We start from the raw sequence: 14,791 nt of genomic DNA, 5'->3' as shown, positions 1-14,791 counted from the left end.
AAAAAGTTAACGTAAGGTCCAGTAGCGACAACCTTTTCAAAGGCTTGACTATTGATTTTTCAGCAATATCTGTTGCAATCATTTGCGGAGCTTTACGCTCGACCTTTGCTAGAGAAAAGGCAGGGAAGGCGATGTCTCCCATTTCTGAGTTTTTAGGTGTTTCCAGTAAATTTAAAATAGCCTCTTGGTCCAGGCTATCAATGACGCTAGCCAACTCGCTAGCAATCAATTCTTTTGTATTCATAAGGGCTCCTTTTGGGCTTTTTTACTATTTTAACACAATTTACTACATTTTTTGAGAAAGAAAAGAATTTTTTTGAATTATCTATTTTTTTTGGTATAATGTAGTTATAAAATAAATGTAAAACTTGTTATAAATATTCACTTAAGAGGATAATATGAGAAAAAGAGAACGGCATCAATTGATTAAAAAGATGATCACCGAAGAAAAACTTGGGACACAAAAAGAGATTCAAGATCGTTTAGAAGCTCGTAATGTTTATGTGACACAAACGACTTTGTCACGTGATTTGCGTGAAATCGGCTTGACCAAGGTTAAGAAAAATGATATGGTGTATTATGTACTAGCAAATGAGACAGATAAGATTGATTTAGTTGAGTTTTTGTCTCATCATTTAGAAGGTGTTGCAAGAGCAGAGTTCACCTTGGTACTTCATACCAAACTTGGGGAAGCTGCAGTCTTAGCAAACATTGTAGATGCAAACAAGGATGAATGGATTTTAGGAACGGTTGCTGGTGCTAATACCTTATTGGTTATTTGTCGAGACCAGCACGTTGCCAAGCTGATGGAAGATCGTTTGCTAGATTTGATGAAAGATAAATAAGGTCTTGGGAGTTGCTCTCAAGACTTATTTTTAGCAAGGAGAGACGGAAAATGGCAACAGAAAAGCTATCACCCGGCATGCAACAGTATGTGGATATTAAGAAACAATACCCAGATGCTTTTTTGCTTTTTCGAATGGGTGATTTTTACGAGTTGTTCTATGAAGATGCAATTAATGCAGCACAGATTTTAGAAATTTCCTTAACGAGTCGGAATAAAAATGCAGAAAATCCGATACCCATGGCGGGTGTCCCCTATCATTCTGCCCAGCAGTATATCGATGTTCTGATTGAACAGGGTTATAAAGTTGCCATTGCAGAACAGATGGAAGATCCCAAACAAGCGGTCGGAGTTGTCAAGCGAGAGGTGGTCCAGGTCATCACACCTGGAACGGTCGTTGATAGCAGTAAGCCAGACAGTCAGAACAATTTCTTGGTTGCTATAGACCGTGATGGCAGTCAGTTTGGTCTGGCTTATATGGATCTGGTGACAGGTGATTTCTATGTGACGGGGCTATTGGATTTCACATTGGTTTGTGGGGAAATTCGCAATCTCAAGGCGCGAGAAGTAGTTCTGGGTTATGACTTGCCTGAGGAAGAAGAACAAATTCTAAGTCGTCAGATGAATCTGGTGATTTCCTATGAGAAAGAAGGTTTTGAGGACATCCATTTATTGGATTCACGACTGGCAGCTGTGGAGCAAGCGGCAGCTAGTAAGCTCCTCCAGTATGTTCATCGGACCCAGATGCGGGAATTGAACCATCTCAAACCAGTTATCCGCTATGAAATCAAAGATTTCTTACAGATGGATTATGCGACCAAGGCTAGTTTGGATTTGGTTGAGAATGCCCGTTCAGGCAAGAAGCAAGGCAGTCTTTTCTGGCTTTTAGATGAAACCAAAACGGCTATGGGTATGCGGCTCTTGCGGTCTTGGATTCATCGTCCCTTGATTGATAAGGAGCGAATCGTCCAGCGGCAAGAGGTGGTGCAGGTCTTTCTTGACCACTTCTTTGAGCGCAGCGATTTAACGGACAGTCTCAAGGGTGTTTATGATATCGAACGCTTGGCTAGTCGGGTTTCTTTTGGCAAGACCAATCCCAAGGATCTCTTACAGTTAGCGACCACCTTATCTAGTGTGCCACGGATTCGAGCGATTTTAGAAGGCCTGGAGCAACCTGCCCTGGCCTATCTTATCAAACAGTTAGATGCCATCCCTGAGTTGGAGAGCTTGATTAGTGCTGCCATTGCTCCTGAAGCTCCTCACGTGATTACGGAAGGTGGCATTATCCGTACGGGATTTGATGAGACATTAGACAAGTACCGTCGTGTGCTCAGAGAAGGGACTAGCTGGATTGCTGAGATTGAGGCTAAGGAGAGAGAAAACTCTGGCATCAGCACGCTCAAGATTGACTACAATAAAAAAGATGGTTACTATTTCCATGTGACCAATTCGCAACTGGGAAATGTTCCAGCCCACTTTTTCCGCAAGGCGACGCTGAAAAACTCGGAACGCTTCGGTACCGAGGAATTAGCTCGGATCGAGGGAGATATGTTGGAGGCGCGAGAGAAGTCAGCCAACCTAGAATATGAAATCTTTATGCGCATCCGTGAAGAAGTCAGCAAGTACATCCAGCGTTTGCAGGCTCTAGCCCAAGGAATTGCAACGGTTGATGTCTTGCAAAGTCTCGCAGTTGTGGCTGAAACCCAGCATTTGATTCGACCTGAGTTTGGAGAGGATTCCCAAATCGCTATCCAGAAAGGACGCCATGCGGTCGTCGAAAAGGTGATGGGGGCTCAGACCTATATTCCCAATACGATTCAGATGGCAGAAGACACCAGCATTCAACTGATTACGGGACCTAACATGAGCGGGAAGTCCACCTATATGCGCCAACTAGCCATGACGGCGGTTATGGCCCAGCTGGGTTCTTATGTTCCTGCTGAGAGTGCCTACTTGCCGATTTTTGATGCTATCTTTACTCGCATTGGGGCAGCGGATGACTTGGTTTCGGGTCAATCAACCTTTATGGTGGAGATGATGGAGGCTAACAATGCCATTTCGCATGCGACCAAGGATTCCTTGATTCTCTTTGATGAATTGGGACGCGGAACTGCAACTTATGACGGGATGGCTCTTGCCCAGTCCATCATCGAATACATTCATGAACATATCGGAGCCAAGACCCTCTTTGCGACCCACTACCATGAGTTGACCAGTCTGGAGTCCAGTTTGGAACACTTGGTTAATGTCCATGTGGCAACCTTGGAGCAGGATGGGCAGGTCACCTTCCTTCACAAGATCGAACCAGGACCAGCTGACAAATCCTATGGTATCCATGTTGCTAAGATTGCTGGCTTACCAGGAGAACTTTTAGCAAGGGCGGATAAGATATTGACTCAACTGGAGAATCAAGGGACGGAAAGTCCTGCGCCAATGAGAGAAACAAGTGCTGTTACTGAACAGATGTCACTCTTTGATACCCCTGAAGAGCATCCTATTCTAGCAGAATTAGCTAAACTGGATGTGTACAATATGACACCGATGCAGGCTATGAATGTCTTAGTTGAGCTCAAACAAAAATTATAAAAAGGACCCCACTCATGTGTTTGTGAGTGGGATTTTTCTCTATTACTTTTTATGAGCCAAGAGTTGATTGATGTGGTCTACTTTTTTTGCTTCTCTTTTATAGAGAATAACCCAGATGATAAGGTAGACGATCGCAAACTCTGGAATGAGCTGGAGATAGAAGGTCCAGTGGAAGGGGAACCAACCAGCCAGAGTCGCTAGTGGGACAAAGCCAGCCAACATGAGGAAGAAATGGGAAAGTGTTGCACGGAGTAAGCTCCAGTCACGGCTGAATAAGCGACTGCCAAAGCTAAAGAGAACGCCGATAGCTGACCAGATGATCATGCAGTAGAGCAAGACCAGGGCACCGTGAATCTGATGTTGAGCCATCGCTTGGCCGATAAGAGACTCGGGGCTTAGTGGGGTATAGGTATTTGGTGCATAAATGAGTGAAAAGAGGATAGAGAGGATGAGGCCGATAAGTACACCAGCGGCTGCATCGTGAAAGATTTGTTTTTTCATAGTTCTAATTTCTCCTTGATGGTTTTTAGGTAACGGCGTGAAGAGTAGGTGAAGCTTTCATTTTTTAAGAAAATTTCAACCAGGCCGTTGGGCGTGAGTTTGAGATGAGAGATAGCGTCAATATTAACGATTTCTGATTGGGAAATTTGGATAAAAGTGGTCGGCAGAATGTCAAGAACTTGATAGAGACGCAAATCAATGGTATAGGTCTGAGATGCAGTTTCTGCTAGAACCTTCCGATTCTCGATATAGAAGCGTTGTATCTTACCAATCTTAACTAGATAGACCTGATCATCAATCTTTCCTTTGATTGTTTCTTTTTGGTCAAGATTTTCTGCGAACTCGATGACTTTCTGGACTTTTTCGGTCGGCTGAGGAGTTTGGACAATCAGCTTTTCCTCCTCGTAAGTCTCATTAATTTGTAGTTCTATTTTCATAAATTTCTCTCCTTTTCAGTTATACAAGGTTGTGATCACTTCCTGTACACCTTTATTAAACACTATTTTACGACCCATGGCAAGAGCTTTTGTCTATGTGGAGAGATTTGGAGTCTATGTGGTATTTGCTTTTTCTGATAGCATTTGAAATATGGTATAATAGCACTAATCAATTTCTAGGAAAATAGATACAGAAAGGGGCTGAAAGATGTCTCATATTATTGAATTGCCAGAGGTACTGGCAAACCAAATAGCGGCAGGAGAAGTGATTGAACGTCCTGCTAGCGTGGTCAAAGAGTTGGTAGAAAACGCCATTGACGCGGGTTCTAGTCAGATTATCATTGAGATTGAGGAAGCTGGTCTCAAGAAAATCCAAATCACTGATAATGGTCATGGAATTGCCCACGATGAGGTGGAATTGGCCTTGCGTCGTCATGCGACCAGTAAGATAAAAAATCAAGCAGACCTCTTTCGGATTCGGACGCTTGGTTTTCGAGGTGAAGCCCTGCCCTCTATCGCTTCTGTCAGTGTCTTGACTCTGTTGACCGCGATGGATGGTGCTAGTCATGGAACCAAGCTCGTTGCGCGTGGGGGTGAAGTTGAGGAAGTCATTCCAGCGACTAGTCCTGTGGGGACCAAAGTTTGTGTGGAGGACCTCTTTTTCAACACACCTGCACGTCTCAAGTATATGAAGAGCCAGCAAGCGGAGTTGTCTCATATCATTGATATTGTCAACCGTCTGGGCTTGGCTCATCCTGAGATTTCTTTTAGTTTGATTAGTGATGGCAAGGAAATGACACGAACAGCAGGGACTGGTCAACTACGCCAAGCCATCGCAGGGATTTATGGTTTGGCGAGTGCTAAGAAGATGATTGCCATTGAGAACTCTGACTTAGATTTCGAAATTTCAGGTTTTGTGTCTCTGCCTGAGTTAACCCGAGCAAATCGCAACTATATCAGCCTCTTCATCAATGGCCGTTATATCAAGAACTTTCTACTCAATCGTGCTATTCTTGACGGTTATGGAAGCAAGCTCATGGTAGGGCGTTTTCCACTGGCTGTCATTCACATCCATATCGACCCCTATCTAGCTGATGTCAATGTGCATCCAACCAAGCAAGAAGTGCGGATTTCTAAGGAAAGAGAACTGATGGCGCTGGTTTCAGAAGCTATTTCAAATAGTCTCAAGGAACAATCCTTGATTCCTGATGCTTTAGAAAATCTTGCCAAGTCGACTGTGCGTAATCGTCAAAAGGTAGAGCAGACCATTCTCCCACTCAAAGAAAATACGCTCTACTATGAAAAAACAGAACTCTCAAAACCCAGTCAAGCTGAGGTGGCTGACCACCAGGTTGAATTAACTGAGGAGGGTAGGGACCTAACCCTGTTTGCTAAAGAAACTTTGGACCAATTGACTAAGCCCGCAAAACTGCATTTTGCAGAGAGAAAGCCTGCTAACTACGACCAACTAGACCATCCAGAGTTAGATCTAGCTAGCCTCAATAAGGCTTATGATAAGCTGGAGCGAGAAGAAGCATCCAGCTTCCCAGAGTTGGAGTTTTTCGGACAAATGCACGGGACTTATCTCTTTGCCCAAGGGCGAGATGGACTCTACATCATAGACCAACATGCGGCGCAGGAACGAGTTAAGTACGAGGAATACCGTGAAAGCATCGGCAATGTTGACCAGAGTCAGCAACAACTCCTAGTGCCCTACATCTTTGAATTCCCAGCAGATGATGCTCTTCGTCTCAAGGAAAGAATGGCACTTTTGGAGGAAGTGGGTGTCTTTTTAGCAGAGTACGGAGAAAATCAATTTATACTGCGTGAACATCCTATTTGGATGGCAGAAGAAGAGATTGAGTCAGGCATCTATGAAATGTGTGATATGCTCCTCTTGACCAAGGAAGTTTCGATCAAGAAATACCGAGCAGAGCTGGCTATCATGATGTCCTGCAAACGGTCTATCAAGGCCAACCATCGCATCGATGACCACTCAGCCAGACAACTCCTTTATCAGCTTTCTCAATGTGACAATCCTTACAACTGTCCCCACGGACGTCCTGTTTTGGTGCATTTTACCAAGTCGGATATGGAAAAAATGTTCCGACGAATTCAGGAGAATCATACTAGCCTCCGTGAGTTGGGGAAATATTAAGAACACAAAAAGCCTTTGTTTTTTCCAAACAAGGCTTTTTAGCTTTTCTATGGTGGGAATTTTGAATGGACATGGCAACTTGCCATGAGGTTTACACTTGCTTGACAAGATCAGTTCTAAAAAATATTGCGAAAACGGAATTAGGTGATTCAAGGTTTTCTAGAGTCATCTTTGTCAGAAGGATTCTCAAGACCAATCACTTTATCAAGATAACGTTGTTTGGTTTTGAGAGTCTTGTTGATCGCAATTGCTGAAGCAATCAAAAGAACGAAGGTCAGCCAAATCCAGGCGGTGAATTCGGCTGGGAAACTAGAACCGGCTAAAACGAGATAGATAGCCAGAGCTAAGACGAAAATATAAATCACTTGCCAGAGGCCATAGGATTTAGCCTCTTTATAGTATTTGTCCTTGCCTTCTTCCAAGATCACTGCTGTGGAACCTTTTTCAAAGTTTTCATCCAGTAAGAGATAGTCAGTTGTTACTTGAAAAATCTTGCTTAATTCAATGATTTTTTCGATTTCAGGAAGTACTTGTCCAGACTCCCATTTGGAGATGCTTTGCCGAGAAACATTGATTTGTTCTGCTAGCTTTTCCTGGGACCAACCTTTTTCCTTTCTGAGCTCAAATAGTTTTTCTGCGAGTTTCATTATTCTATCCTCCTTTTTCTACTTCTATCCTAACAATTTTTACTTATAATGAGAATACAATCTCTTGTACTATTTGTCAACCAGAGGTTGCACCTTTTGTTGCAGTCTGTCTTGGGGAAATATGGTATACTAGATAGGCAAAATAATGGAGAAAAAATTATGTACGAATATCTAAAAGGAATCATTACCAAAATCACTGCTAAATACATTGTCCTAGAGGCGAATGGTATCGGTTATATCCTGCATGTAGCCAATCCCTATGCCTATTCAGGTCAAGTTAACCAAGAAGCTCAGATTTATGTGCATCAGGTTGTGCGTGAGGACGCCCATCTGCTTTATGGATTTCGCTCAGAAGACGAGAAGAAACTCTTTCTCAGTCTGATATCGGTCTCTGGGATTGGTCCTGTGTCAGCTTTGGCTATTATCGCTGCCGATGATAATGCTGGCTTGGTTCAAGCCATCGAAACCAAGAACATCACCTACTTGACCAAGTTCCCTAAAATTGGTAAGAAAACAGCCCAACAGATGGTGCTGGACTTGGAAGGCAAGGTAGTCGTGGCTAGTGATGCCCTTCCTGCCAAGGTCGCAGTGCAAGCCAGCGCTGAAAACCAAGAACTGGAAGAAGCTATGGAAGCCATGTTGGCACTGGGCTACAAGGCAACAGAGCTCAAGAAAATCAAGAAATTCTTTGAAGGAACGACGGATACAGCAGAGAACTATATCAAATCTGCCCTCAAGATGTTGGTCAAATAGGAGAATAATATGCCGAAACGCTGTGGTTGGGTTAAAATGAACAACCCATTATATGTGGCCTATCATGATGAAGAGTGGGGCCAACCCCTTCATGATGACCGTGCTCTTTTTGAGTTGTTGTGTTTGGAAACTTACCAGTCGGGTCTATCTTGGGAAACGGTACTAAACAAACGCCAAGGATTCCGAGAAGCATTTCATGGCTATCAAATTCAAGCGGTCGCGGAAATGACAGATGGGGAGTTGGAAGCCTTGTTAGAGAATCCAGCCATCATCCGAAATCGTGCCAAGCTCTTTGCGACGCGTGCCAACGCCCAAGCATTTTTACAAATCCAGAAAACCTTTGGCTCTTTTGATGCTTATCTCTGGTCCTTTGTTAAGGGGAAAACGATCGTGAATGATGTTCCTGACTATCACCTAGCACCTGCTAAAACAGCCTTGTCTGAAAAATTAGCTAAAGATCTCAAAAAACAAGGTTTCAAGTTCACAGGCCCAGTTGCCGTTTTATCTTTTCTACAAGCAGCAGGTTTGATTGACGACCACGAGAATGATTGTGAATGGAAGGGGAATTAAATGTTGTCTAACAAAAATAAGGGAATTCTGATTTTTGCGATTCTCTATACAGTTCTCTTTGTATTTGATGGAGTTAAATTGCTGGCTTTCTTGATGCCATCTGCTATTGCAAATTATCTAGTTTATGTAGTACTAGCTCTATATGGCTCTTTCTTGTTTAAGGATCGATTGATCAAACAATGGAATGAGATTAGAAAGACTAAAAGGAAATTCTTCTTTGGCGTCTTAACAGGATGGCTCTTTCTCTTTCTGATGACTTTTGTCTTTGAATTTGTATCAGAGATGTTGAAGCAGTTTTTTGGGCTAGTCGGACAAGGTCTAAACCAGTCGAATATTCAAAGTACCTTTCAAGAACAACCAATACTGATAGCAGTTTTCGCCTGTATCATAGGACCTTTTGTGGAAGAACTCTTTTTCCGTCAGCTCTTGTTACATCACTTGCAGAAACGTCTGTCAAGTTGGCTAAGCATTCTTCTGGTAGGACTTGTTTTTGCTCTGACTCATATGCACAGTTTGGCTTTATCAGAGTGGGTCAGTGCAGTCGGTTATCTAGGTGGAGGCATTGCCTTTTCTATCATCTATGTGAAAGAAAAAGAGAATATTTATTATCCTCTAGTTGTTCATATGTTAGGCAATAGCCTTCCCTTGATTATTTTAGTTATCAGTAGTATGTGACGTTTTAGTAGTTATACAAGAGAAAAAGCTGAGAATCTCCTCTCAGCTTTTTGATTATATGCTAGTAACTTTTATAGTGCAGTAAGAAATGTCAGTCCACCTAAGACAACGCCAGCTGAGTTTGGAATAATTAGTATCCAATCCTTCTTAGGTTCTTTTGTCCACCCGTAAATAACCCAAATTAAACAAGATACTGCTGCGGATAAAGGCTGGAATGGTTGAGCTTTGTTGCCTTGTAAATTGGCAAAAATTTGTGGGATGTAGGCGATAAATACAATAATCCCGATAAAGGCCCCGATTGAACCGACAATTTGATTTATTTTTTGTTTAGTCATATACACCTCCTTTAAAAAGATATCATAGAAATAAGCAAAATGCAATAAATTCAGACACAAATTGTAACGAAAATCAATACCAAAGCACAAAAATGGAGAAATTGTTTATTTTTTGTTATCGTCAAAGCGAATGACTTGCTCCTGTGCATCTACATAGGCGTGAACGCCAAAGGGAACAATGGCTCTTGGTGTGGCGTGCCCAACGTTTAGATTATAGACAATTGGGATATTGCTGTCAACGATGCTCATTAGTGCCTCTTTATAGTCGTTATAGAAGGTTTCATCCATTGGCTTTCCGACCAAGAGTCCACTGATGACCTCAAATATTCCAGTTTTTTTCAAAGCTAGCAACATTTTTTTGAAATCATCAGGTTCAGGCTTTTCTTCGCTTGTTTCTAGTAAGAGAATCTTTCCTTCCCAGTCGGATAAGTCAGGGAAAAGTTTGTATTTTTGGCAGAGGTCGGTGCTATCTGCGTGTAGAGAGTTGTCAAAGATATCATAGAGAGACTCAAGACAACCACCGAGGATTTCTCCCTCAAACTGGGCATTTCCTTGTAACAAGTCAAAACCAGTATTTACATGGCTGAGACGAGGTGTTCCCAAAGCTTTGGGACTGAAGTCAGTTCTTTCCTCATACCAAAGGTCGCTAGGACGGATTTCTGAGATTCTTCCTGTCTTGATCAATTCTTTAAAGTAGTGAAAGCTATAGGGCAACATCTCCTTGTCCAATTCACAAATGTCTGCTAGAAAGGATTGCCCATAAAAAGTCTTGACCCCTAGTTTGTGCAACATAAGGTGGTTCATAGTGGTATCTGAGAAACCAAGAAAAATCTTTTGTTTGATAACTTTTTCTAGTTGGTCATTTTCAAAAAGGTAGGGTAGCAAGCGATAGGTATCATCCCCACCGATGGCACATAGGATCATATTGATGCTATTGTCCGAAAAGGCCTTCATCAAATCCTCTGCACGTGCCTCCGGATGGTCCTTGATAAAGTCTAACCCTTTTAGCGAATGGGGCAAAAAGATAGGATTGAGTCCTAGATCCCTGAGACGTTGGAGACCCAAATCGACTTCGTGTTTGACAAAATCCTCTCCGATAACACCGCTAGACAAACTAACAATACCAATAGTAGAAATCATATCTCATCCTCCTAGAAATAGATTGAGCCTATTTTATCACAAAAGATGAGATAAAACTATAAGAATGAAACTCAGAAGTGCTATTGAATCTCAAGAAAGCAAGTGAAAAGCAACCGCCTGTGCAGTTGCTTTTCGTTTTTCTAATCTCTAATCTCACTAGATATGAGTTACTTGGTCAACTCTTGATTATAGGAGAGAGCTAAATCAATCCAGTAAGGAAGTTCTTTTTGACCTTCAATATCTAGGTCTATATAGCCATGATAAGGTCGCCCTCTCATCAATGTAGTATGAGCTCCTGTTCGGGGTAGAACTTGCTTTTCTATTTCTTTGCCAATTCTGACCATAACCAGTTCGTCCTTTCTGGAACTGACTGTAAGGACCATTTTCCCACGAATCATAAAGGCAAGGCCACCAAACAGTTTCTTTTCTTCTAGCTCTTCTTCGAAAATTTGGGGAGGAAGTTTGAGTGCTAGAATTTTTCGAATCTGCTGAGCTAAAGATTGACTATATGCCATAGCTTTTCACTTCTCTTAATAACGTGATGGGCCTGCGCTTGCGCTTCGGATATTGAAACGTTTCTTGAGATAGAAGCGAAGGGCGAGAAGGGCTGCTCCTAGGACAGCCAAAGGCAATGGAGCAAGGACTGGATTGAGGTTGGCTGGTAGGAAGCTTGTTGCAAAGAAGACAACCAACCAAAGAAGCATAGCAGCGAGGATGACGAGGATTGATTTCCAGAAAGGAGGGCGCTGGCTACGATCTGTGTCTGGTCCATAGTACTGGTAGACAAAGTAGTACATCAAGTAGAAGGCAAGTCCTCCTACAAGTCCAACCAACAAGAGGGTAATCAAGCCATAGCCAATAGCCTGATCTGTAGAGAAGAAGGTAGTCAGAGCGCTAACCAATGCAAAGAGACTGGTGATAAAAAGGGCTGAGTCCATAATCATGAGTTTTGGATCGTCATTTTCTTTTGGATGCTCTTTTTCGTATTGCTCCTTGACAGTGAAGCTATGAGCCCAGTGGGTTGGAGCCCCGTAGAGGGAACGTGCAGTCGTCCCCTTGGCTTGCTCTTCAAGGATTTTAGGAATGACTTCCTCAAAGACAGCCTTGATTTCAGCGTCTGTTTTACCATCTTTAATAAATTGTTGGGTAGCGATGTGGATAAACTCTTGGTTTTTCTTAGTTAATTTTTGTAAATCAATCTGAGACATAGGGATTCCTCTTAGAACCATTTTTTATGGATGAGATAGAGAGTGAGCGAAACACTCATAGCAAAGGCGATAAAGACGATTAACCAGAAGGCATGAGGCTCACCGTTTAGAGGGATTTCATTATCCTTAAAGTTCATCCCGTAGGCTGAGAAGATCATGGTTGGGACAGACATAACGATGGTCACGAGAGCCAGGGTCTTCATGATGTTGTTCTGGTTGTTGGAAATGATAGAGGCAAAGGTCTCTGTCATAGAGTGAAGGACATTTCCATAGATATCTGCCATCTCGATGGCCTGTTGGGTTTCAATCAGAGTGTCTTCGAGTAGGTCTTCGTCTTCTAGGTATTTCTTGATATTGCTAGTTGCGCTAGTCAATTTCTTAATCACGCGCTCGTTCGTCTTCAGTGAGGCCTTGAAATAGACGATGGTCTTTTCCAATTCCATGAGCTCAATCAGCTCTTCGTTTCGAGTGGATTTGTGAAGTTGACTTTCGATTTGTTCACTCTTACGGTCAATCGAACGAAGGGCCGTAAGGTAAAGTTCGGCGTTGCGATAGAGAATCTGGAAGATAAAGCGTGAACGCATGAAGGTGTAAAAGTTGCGCAGTCTACGGTTGATAAAGACATCGAGAACGGGGAGGGGTTCCAAGCAGGTGGTGATAATGGTTTCCTCTGTGATGATAATCCCCAGCGGAATCGTAACGTAGTAGGTACGATTGTTTCTTTCCTCTGTGATGGGAACGTCCACGATGATCAAAGTGTACTCATCTTCGATGGTAATACGGGACATTTCTTCCGCATCGAGCGGTGCTCGAAGGTCGGCAATGTCAATGTCGAAGGCGTTAGCGATTTCCAACGATTCATTTTGTGTAGGATTGACGAGGTTGATCCAAGTACCTGGTTCAAGCGTGTCGATCTCTTTAAATTCCGTTGTTGTTGAGAGAAAAACTTGTTTCATATCCCCTATCCTTTCCTACTATTCAGTGATTCATTTTTTGCACCGTACTATTATACTATAAAAACAGCTTTTTGGGTAATAGAATTTCACATTTTTTGGTATAATGGAAAGCAATAATGGACTAGAAAGAACAAAGATGCAAGATAAAATTGTGATTCATGGGGCACGTGCCCATAACTTAAAAAATATTGATGTGGAGATTCCGCGAGACAAGCTGGTTGTTGTGACTGGTTTGTCAGGGTCTGGGAAATCCAGTCTGGCCTTTGATACCCTCTATGCTGAGGGCCAACGTCGCTATGTAGAGAGTCTATCAGCCTATGCTCGCCAGTTTTTGGGCAACATGGAAAAACCAGATGTAGATGCCATTGATGGTCTCAGCCCAGCTATTTCCATCGACCAGAAAACGACTAGTAAAAACCCTCGTTCGACCGTTGGAACAACGACTGAAATCAATGACTATCTGCGTCTCCTCTACGCACGTGTGGGGACGCCTTACTGTATCAACGGACACGGGGCTATCAAGGCTTCTTCTGTAGAGCAAATCGTGGATAAGGTTTTGGAATTACCAGAACGCCAACGTCTGCAAATTTTAGCTCCGGTCATTCGTAAGAAAAAAGGGCAACACAAGAGTGTCATTGAAAAGGTTCAGAAAGATGGCTATGTCCGTGTCCGTGTGGATGGGGAAGTCTATGATGTGACCGAAGTGCCAGAGTTGTCCAAGAGTAAGCAACACAATATCGATGTCGTGGTCGACCGTATTGTCATCAAGGAGGGCATTCGTAGCCGTCTCTTTGATTCCATTGAGGCTGCCCTTCGTATCGCAGAAGGTTATGTGATTATCGACACTATGGACGATTCTGAGTTGCTCTTTTCTGAGCATTATGCCTGTCCAGTTTGTGGTTTTACAGTACCAGAGTTAGAGCCTCGTCTCTTCTCCTTCAATGCCCCTTTTGGCTCTTGTAGTGAGTGTGATGGTTTGGGCATCAAGCTGGAGGTGGATGTTGACTTGGTGGTTCCTGATACCAGCAAAACTTTGCGTGAGGGAGCATTAGCACCTTGGAATCCTATCTCATCCAACTACTATCCAAATATGCTAGAGCAGGCCATGACAGCTTTTGGAGTGGATATGGATAAGCCCTTTGAGGACTTGTCAGAAGAAGATAAGAACTTGATTCTCTACGGGTCTGATGGCAAGGAATTCCATTTCCACTATGAGAATGAATTTGGCGGTGTGCGCGATATTGACATTCCTTTTGAGGGGGTTGTCAATAATATCAAGCGTCGTTACCATGAGACTAACAGTGACTACACCCGTACCCAGATGCGTCTCTACATGAATGAGCTGACTTGTGGAACCTGCCACGGCTACCGTCTCAATGACCAGGCCTTGTCTGTCCGTGTGGGTGGAGAGCAAGGGCCACATATCGGAGAGATTTCAGACCTCTCAATCGCAGACCACTTGGCTTTGGTGAGCCAGCTGACCTTGTCTGAAAATGAAGCCATTATTGCTCGTCCTATTCTCAAGGAAATTAAGGATCGCTTGACCTTCCTCAATAATGTGGGACTCAACTATCTGACTCTGTCGCGTTCGGCAGGAACCCTTTCAGGTGGGGAGAGTCAGCGTATTCGCTTGGCAACCCAGATTGGATCCAACCTATCAGGTGTCCTCTATATCCTGGATGAGCCGTCGATTGGTCTTCACCAGAGGGATAATGACCGCTTAATTGCCAGCCTGAAGAAGATGCGTGACTTGGGCAATACTCTCATCGTGGTAGAACATGACGAAGATACTATGCGTGAGGCGGATTATCTGATTGACGTTGGTCCGGGAGCTGGTGTTTTTGGTGGAGAGATTGTCGCTGCAGGAACACCCAAGCAGGTGGCTCGCAACAGCAAGTCTATCACAGGCCAGTACTTATCAGGAAAACGAGCGATTCCAGTACCAGAAGAGCGCCGTGCCGGAAATGGTCGTTTATCGAGG

At 43.2% G+C, this 14,791-nt stretch carries 15 protein-coding genes and 1 pseudogene; 7 read left to right on the top strand and 9 right to left on the bottom strand.

Going from position 1 to position 14,791, the window contains the following annotated elements; genetic code table 11:
• Positions 1–244, bottom strand: a pseudogene (locus HMPREF0849_RS04015) (arginine--tRNA ligase); the annotation flags it as partial.
• A 154-nt stretch (positions 245–398) separates the two neighbouring features.
• On the opposite strand from HMPREF0849_RS04015, the gene argR reads away from it, so the two are divergent.
• Both argR and mutS read left to right on the top strand, forming a co-directional pair.
• A complete protein-coding gene (gene argR, locus HMPREF0849_RS04010) occupies positions 399–845 on the top strand; it encodes an arginine repressor (protein ID WP_001231483.1) in 447 nt (148 codons plus the stop codon).
• Between the two features lie 50 nt (positions 846–895).
• Positions 896–3,430, top strand: coding sequence for a DNA mismatch repair protein MutS (mutS, locus tag HMPREF0849_RS04005; RefSeq protein ID WP_000179918.1), 2,535 nt, complete (start codon positions 896–898; stop codon positions 3,428–3,430).
• A 42-nt stretch (positions 3,431–3,472) separates the two neighbouring features.
• Here the strand turns inward: mutS and HMPREF0849_RS04000 are convergent, their stop codons facing one another.
• Complete coding sequence (locus HMPREF0849_RS04000; RefSeq protein ID WP_000743976.1) at positions 3,473–3,931, bottom strand: DUF3021 domain-containing protein; 459 nt, start codon at positions 3,929–3,931, stop codon at positions 3,473–3,475.
• A complete protein-coding gene (locus HMPREF0849_RS03995; protein ID WP_000687692.1) occupies positions 3,928–4,368 on the bottom strand; it encodes a LytTR family DNA-binding domain-containing protein in 441 nt (146 codons plus the stop codon). Before HMPREF0849_RS03995 ends, HMPREF0849_RS04000 begins: the two co-directional genes overlap by 4 nt.
• 208 nt (positions 4,369–4,576) lie before the next feature.
• Between HMPREF0849_RS03995 and mutL the strand changes: the two genes are divergently transcribed.
• Positions 4,577–6,526: a DNA mismatch repair endonuclease MutL gene (gene mutL, locus HMPREF0849_RS03990; protein WP_000018187.1), complete on the top strand. Its 1,950-nt coding sequence runs from the start codon at positions 4,577–4,579 to the stop codon at positions 6,524–6,526.
• Positions 6,527–6,675: 149 nt separating this feature from the next.
• Here the strand turns inward: mutL and HMPREF0849_RS03985 are convergent, their stop codons facing one another.
• The gene (locus HMPREF0849_RS03985) at positions 6,676–7,173 is read right to left on the bottom strand and encodes a helix-turn-helix domain-containing protein (RefSeq protein WP_000761359.1); all 498 of its coding nucleotides are present in this window, start codon (positions 7,171–7,173) and stop codon (positions 6,676–6,678) included.
• 159 nt (positions 7,174–7,332) lie between these two features.
• On the opposite strand from HMPREF0849_RS03985, the gene ruvA reads away from it, so the two are divergent.
• From ruvA to HMPREF0849_RS03970, 3 genes are read left to right on the top strand one after another with little or no spacing between them, the layout of a single operon-like run.
• Entirely contained in the window at positions 7,333–7,926 is a 594-nt protein-coding gene (ruvA, locus tag HMPREF0849_RS03980; protein WP_000273406.1) for a Holliday junction branch migration protein RuvA, read from the top strand.
• A 9-nt stretch (positions 7,927–7,935) separates the two neighbouring features.
• Positions 7,936–8,496: a DNA-3-methyladenine glycosylase I gene (locus HMPREF0849_RS03975; RefSeq protein ID WP_001126058.1), complete on the top strand. Its 561-nt coding sequence runs from the start codon at positions 7,936–7,938 to the stop codon at positions 8,494–8,496.
• Entirely contained in the window at positions 8,497–9,171 is a 675-nt protein-coding gene (locus HMPREF0849_RS03970; protein WP_000950495.1) for a CPBP family intramembrane glutamic endopeptidase, read from the top strand.
• Between the two features lie 71 nt (positions 9,172–9,242).
• Here HMPREF0849_RS03970 and HMPREF0849_RS03965 read toward each other — a convergent pair whose 3' ends face one another.
• The 5 genes from HMPREF0849_RS03965 to HMPREF0849_RS03945 all read right to left on the bottom strand — a co-directional run bounded on the left by HMPREF0849_RS03965 (position 9,243) and on the right by HMPREF0849_RS03945 (position 12,810).
• Entirely contained in the window at positions 9,243–9,506 is a 264-nt protein-coding gene (locus tag HMPREF0849_RS03965; RefSeq protein WP_000166112.1) for a SemiSWEET family transporter, read from the bottom strand.
• Between the two features lie 105 nt (positions 9,507–9,611).
• Complete coding sequence (locus HMPREF0849_RS03960; protein ID WP_000626042.1) at positions 9,612–10,646, bottom strand: S66 family peptidase; 1,035 nt, start codon at positions 10,644–10,646, stop codon at positions 9,612–9,614.
• Positions 10,647–10,813: 167 nt separating this feature from the next.
• Positions 10,814–11,161, bottom strand: a complete 348-nt coding sequence (locus tag HMPREF0849_RS03955) for a TfoX/Sxy family protein (RefSeq protein ID WP_000331822.1) — start codon at positions 11,159–11,161, stop codon at positions 10,814–10,816.
• 15 nt (positions 11,162–11,176) lie between these two features.
• Positions 11,177–11,854 carry a DUF1129 domain-containing protein gene (locus HMPREF0849_RS03950; RefSeq protein ID WP_000077993.1) on the bottom strand — a complete coding sequence of 226 codons (678 nt, stop codon included), beginning with the start codon at positions 11,852–11,854 and terminating at the stop codon, positions 11,177–11,179.
• 11 nt (positions 11,855–11,865) lie between these two features.
• Complete coding sequence (locus HMPREF0849_RS03945) at positions 11,866–12,810, bottom strand: magnesium transporter CorA family protein (RefSeq protein WP_000815617.1); 945 nt, start codon at positions 12,808–12,810, stop codon at positions 11,866–11,868.
• A gap of 136 nt (positions 12,811–12,946) precedes the next feature.
• Between HMPREF0849_RS03945 and uvrA the strand changes: the two genes are divergently transcribed.
• On the top strand, positions 12,947–14,791 hold a 1,845-nt coding region (gene uvrA, locus HMPREF0849_RS03940; protein WP_083800494.1), incomplete at its 3' end, for an excinuclease ABC subunit UvrA.

It is taken from the genome of Streptococcus sp. C300 (assembly GCF_000187645.1).
Lineage (GTDB): Bacteria > Bacillota > Bacilli > Lactobacillales > Streptococcaceae > Streptococcus > Streptococcus oralis_CQ.
This window is presented reverse-complemented; position numbering and strand designations above follow the sequence as displayed.

Coding starts and splice junctions, on each gene's coding strand:
- argR (WP_001231483.1), top strand. CDS start 399: ATGAGAAAAAGAGAACGGCATCAATTGATTAAAAAGATGATCACCGAA.
- mutS (WP_000179918.1), top strand. CDS start 896: ATGGCAACAGAAAAGCTATCACCCGGCATGCAACAGTATGTGGATATT.
- HMPREF0849_RS04000 (WP_000743976.1), bottom strand. CDS start 3,931: ATGAAAAAACAAATCTTTCACGATGCAGCCGCTGGTGTACTTATCGGC.
- HMPREF0849_RS03995 (WP_000687692.1), bottom strand. CDS start 4,368: ATGAAAATAGAACTACAAATTAATGAGACTTACGAGGAGGAAAAGCTG.
- mutL (WP_000018187.1), top strand. CDS start 4,577: ATGTCTCATATTATTGAATTGCCAGAGGTACTGGCAAACCAAATAGCG.
- HMPREF0849_RS03985 (WP_000761359.1), bottom strand. CDS start 7,173: ATGAAACTCGCAGAAAAACTATTTGAGCTCAGAAAGGAAAAAGGTTGG.
- ruvA (WP_000273406.1), top strand. CDS start 7,333: ATGTACGAATATCTAAAAGGAATCATTACCAAAATCACTGCTAAATAC.
- HMPREF0849_RS03975 (WP_001126058.1), top strand. CDS start 7,936: ATGCCGAAACGCTGTGGTTGGGTTAAAATGAACAACCCATTATATGTG.
- HMPREF0849_RS03970 (WP_000950495.1), top strand. CDS start 8,497: ATGTTGTCTAACAAAAATAAGGGAATTCTGATTTTTGCGATTCTCTAT.
- HMPREF0849_RS03965 (WP_000166112.1), bottom strand. CDS start 9,506: ATGACTAAACAAAAAATAAATCAAATTGTCGGTTCAATCGGGGCCTTT.
- HMPREF0849_RS03960 (WP_000626042.1), bottom strand. CDS start 10,646: ATGATTTCTACTATTGGTATTGTTAGTTTGTCTAGCGGTGTTATCGGA.
- HMPREF0849_RS03955 (WP_000331822.1), bottom strand. CDS start 11,161: ATGGCATATAGTCAATCTTTAGCTCAGCAGATTCGAAAAATTCTAGCA.
- HMPREF0849_RS03950 (WP_000077993.1), bottom strand. CDS start 11,854: ATGTCTCAGATTGATTTACAAAAATTAACTAAGAAAAACCAAGAGTTT.
- HMPREF0849_RS03945 (WP_000815617.1), bottom strand. CDS start 12,810: ATGAAACAAGTTTTTCTCTCAACAACAACGGAATTTAAAGAGATCGAC.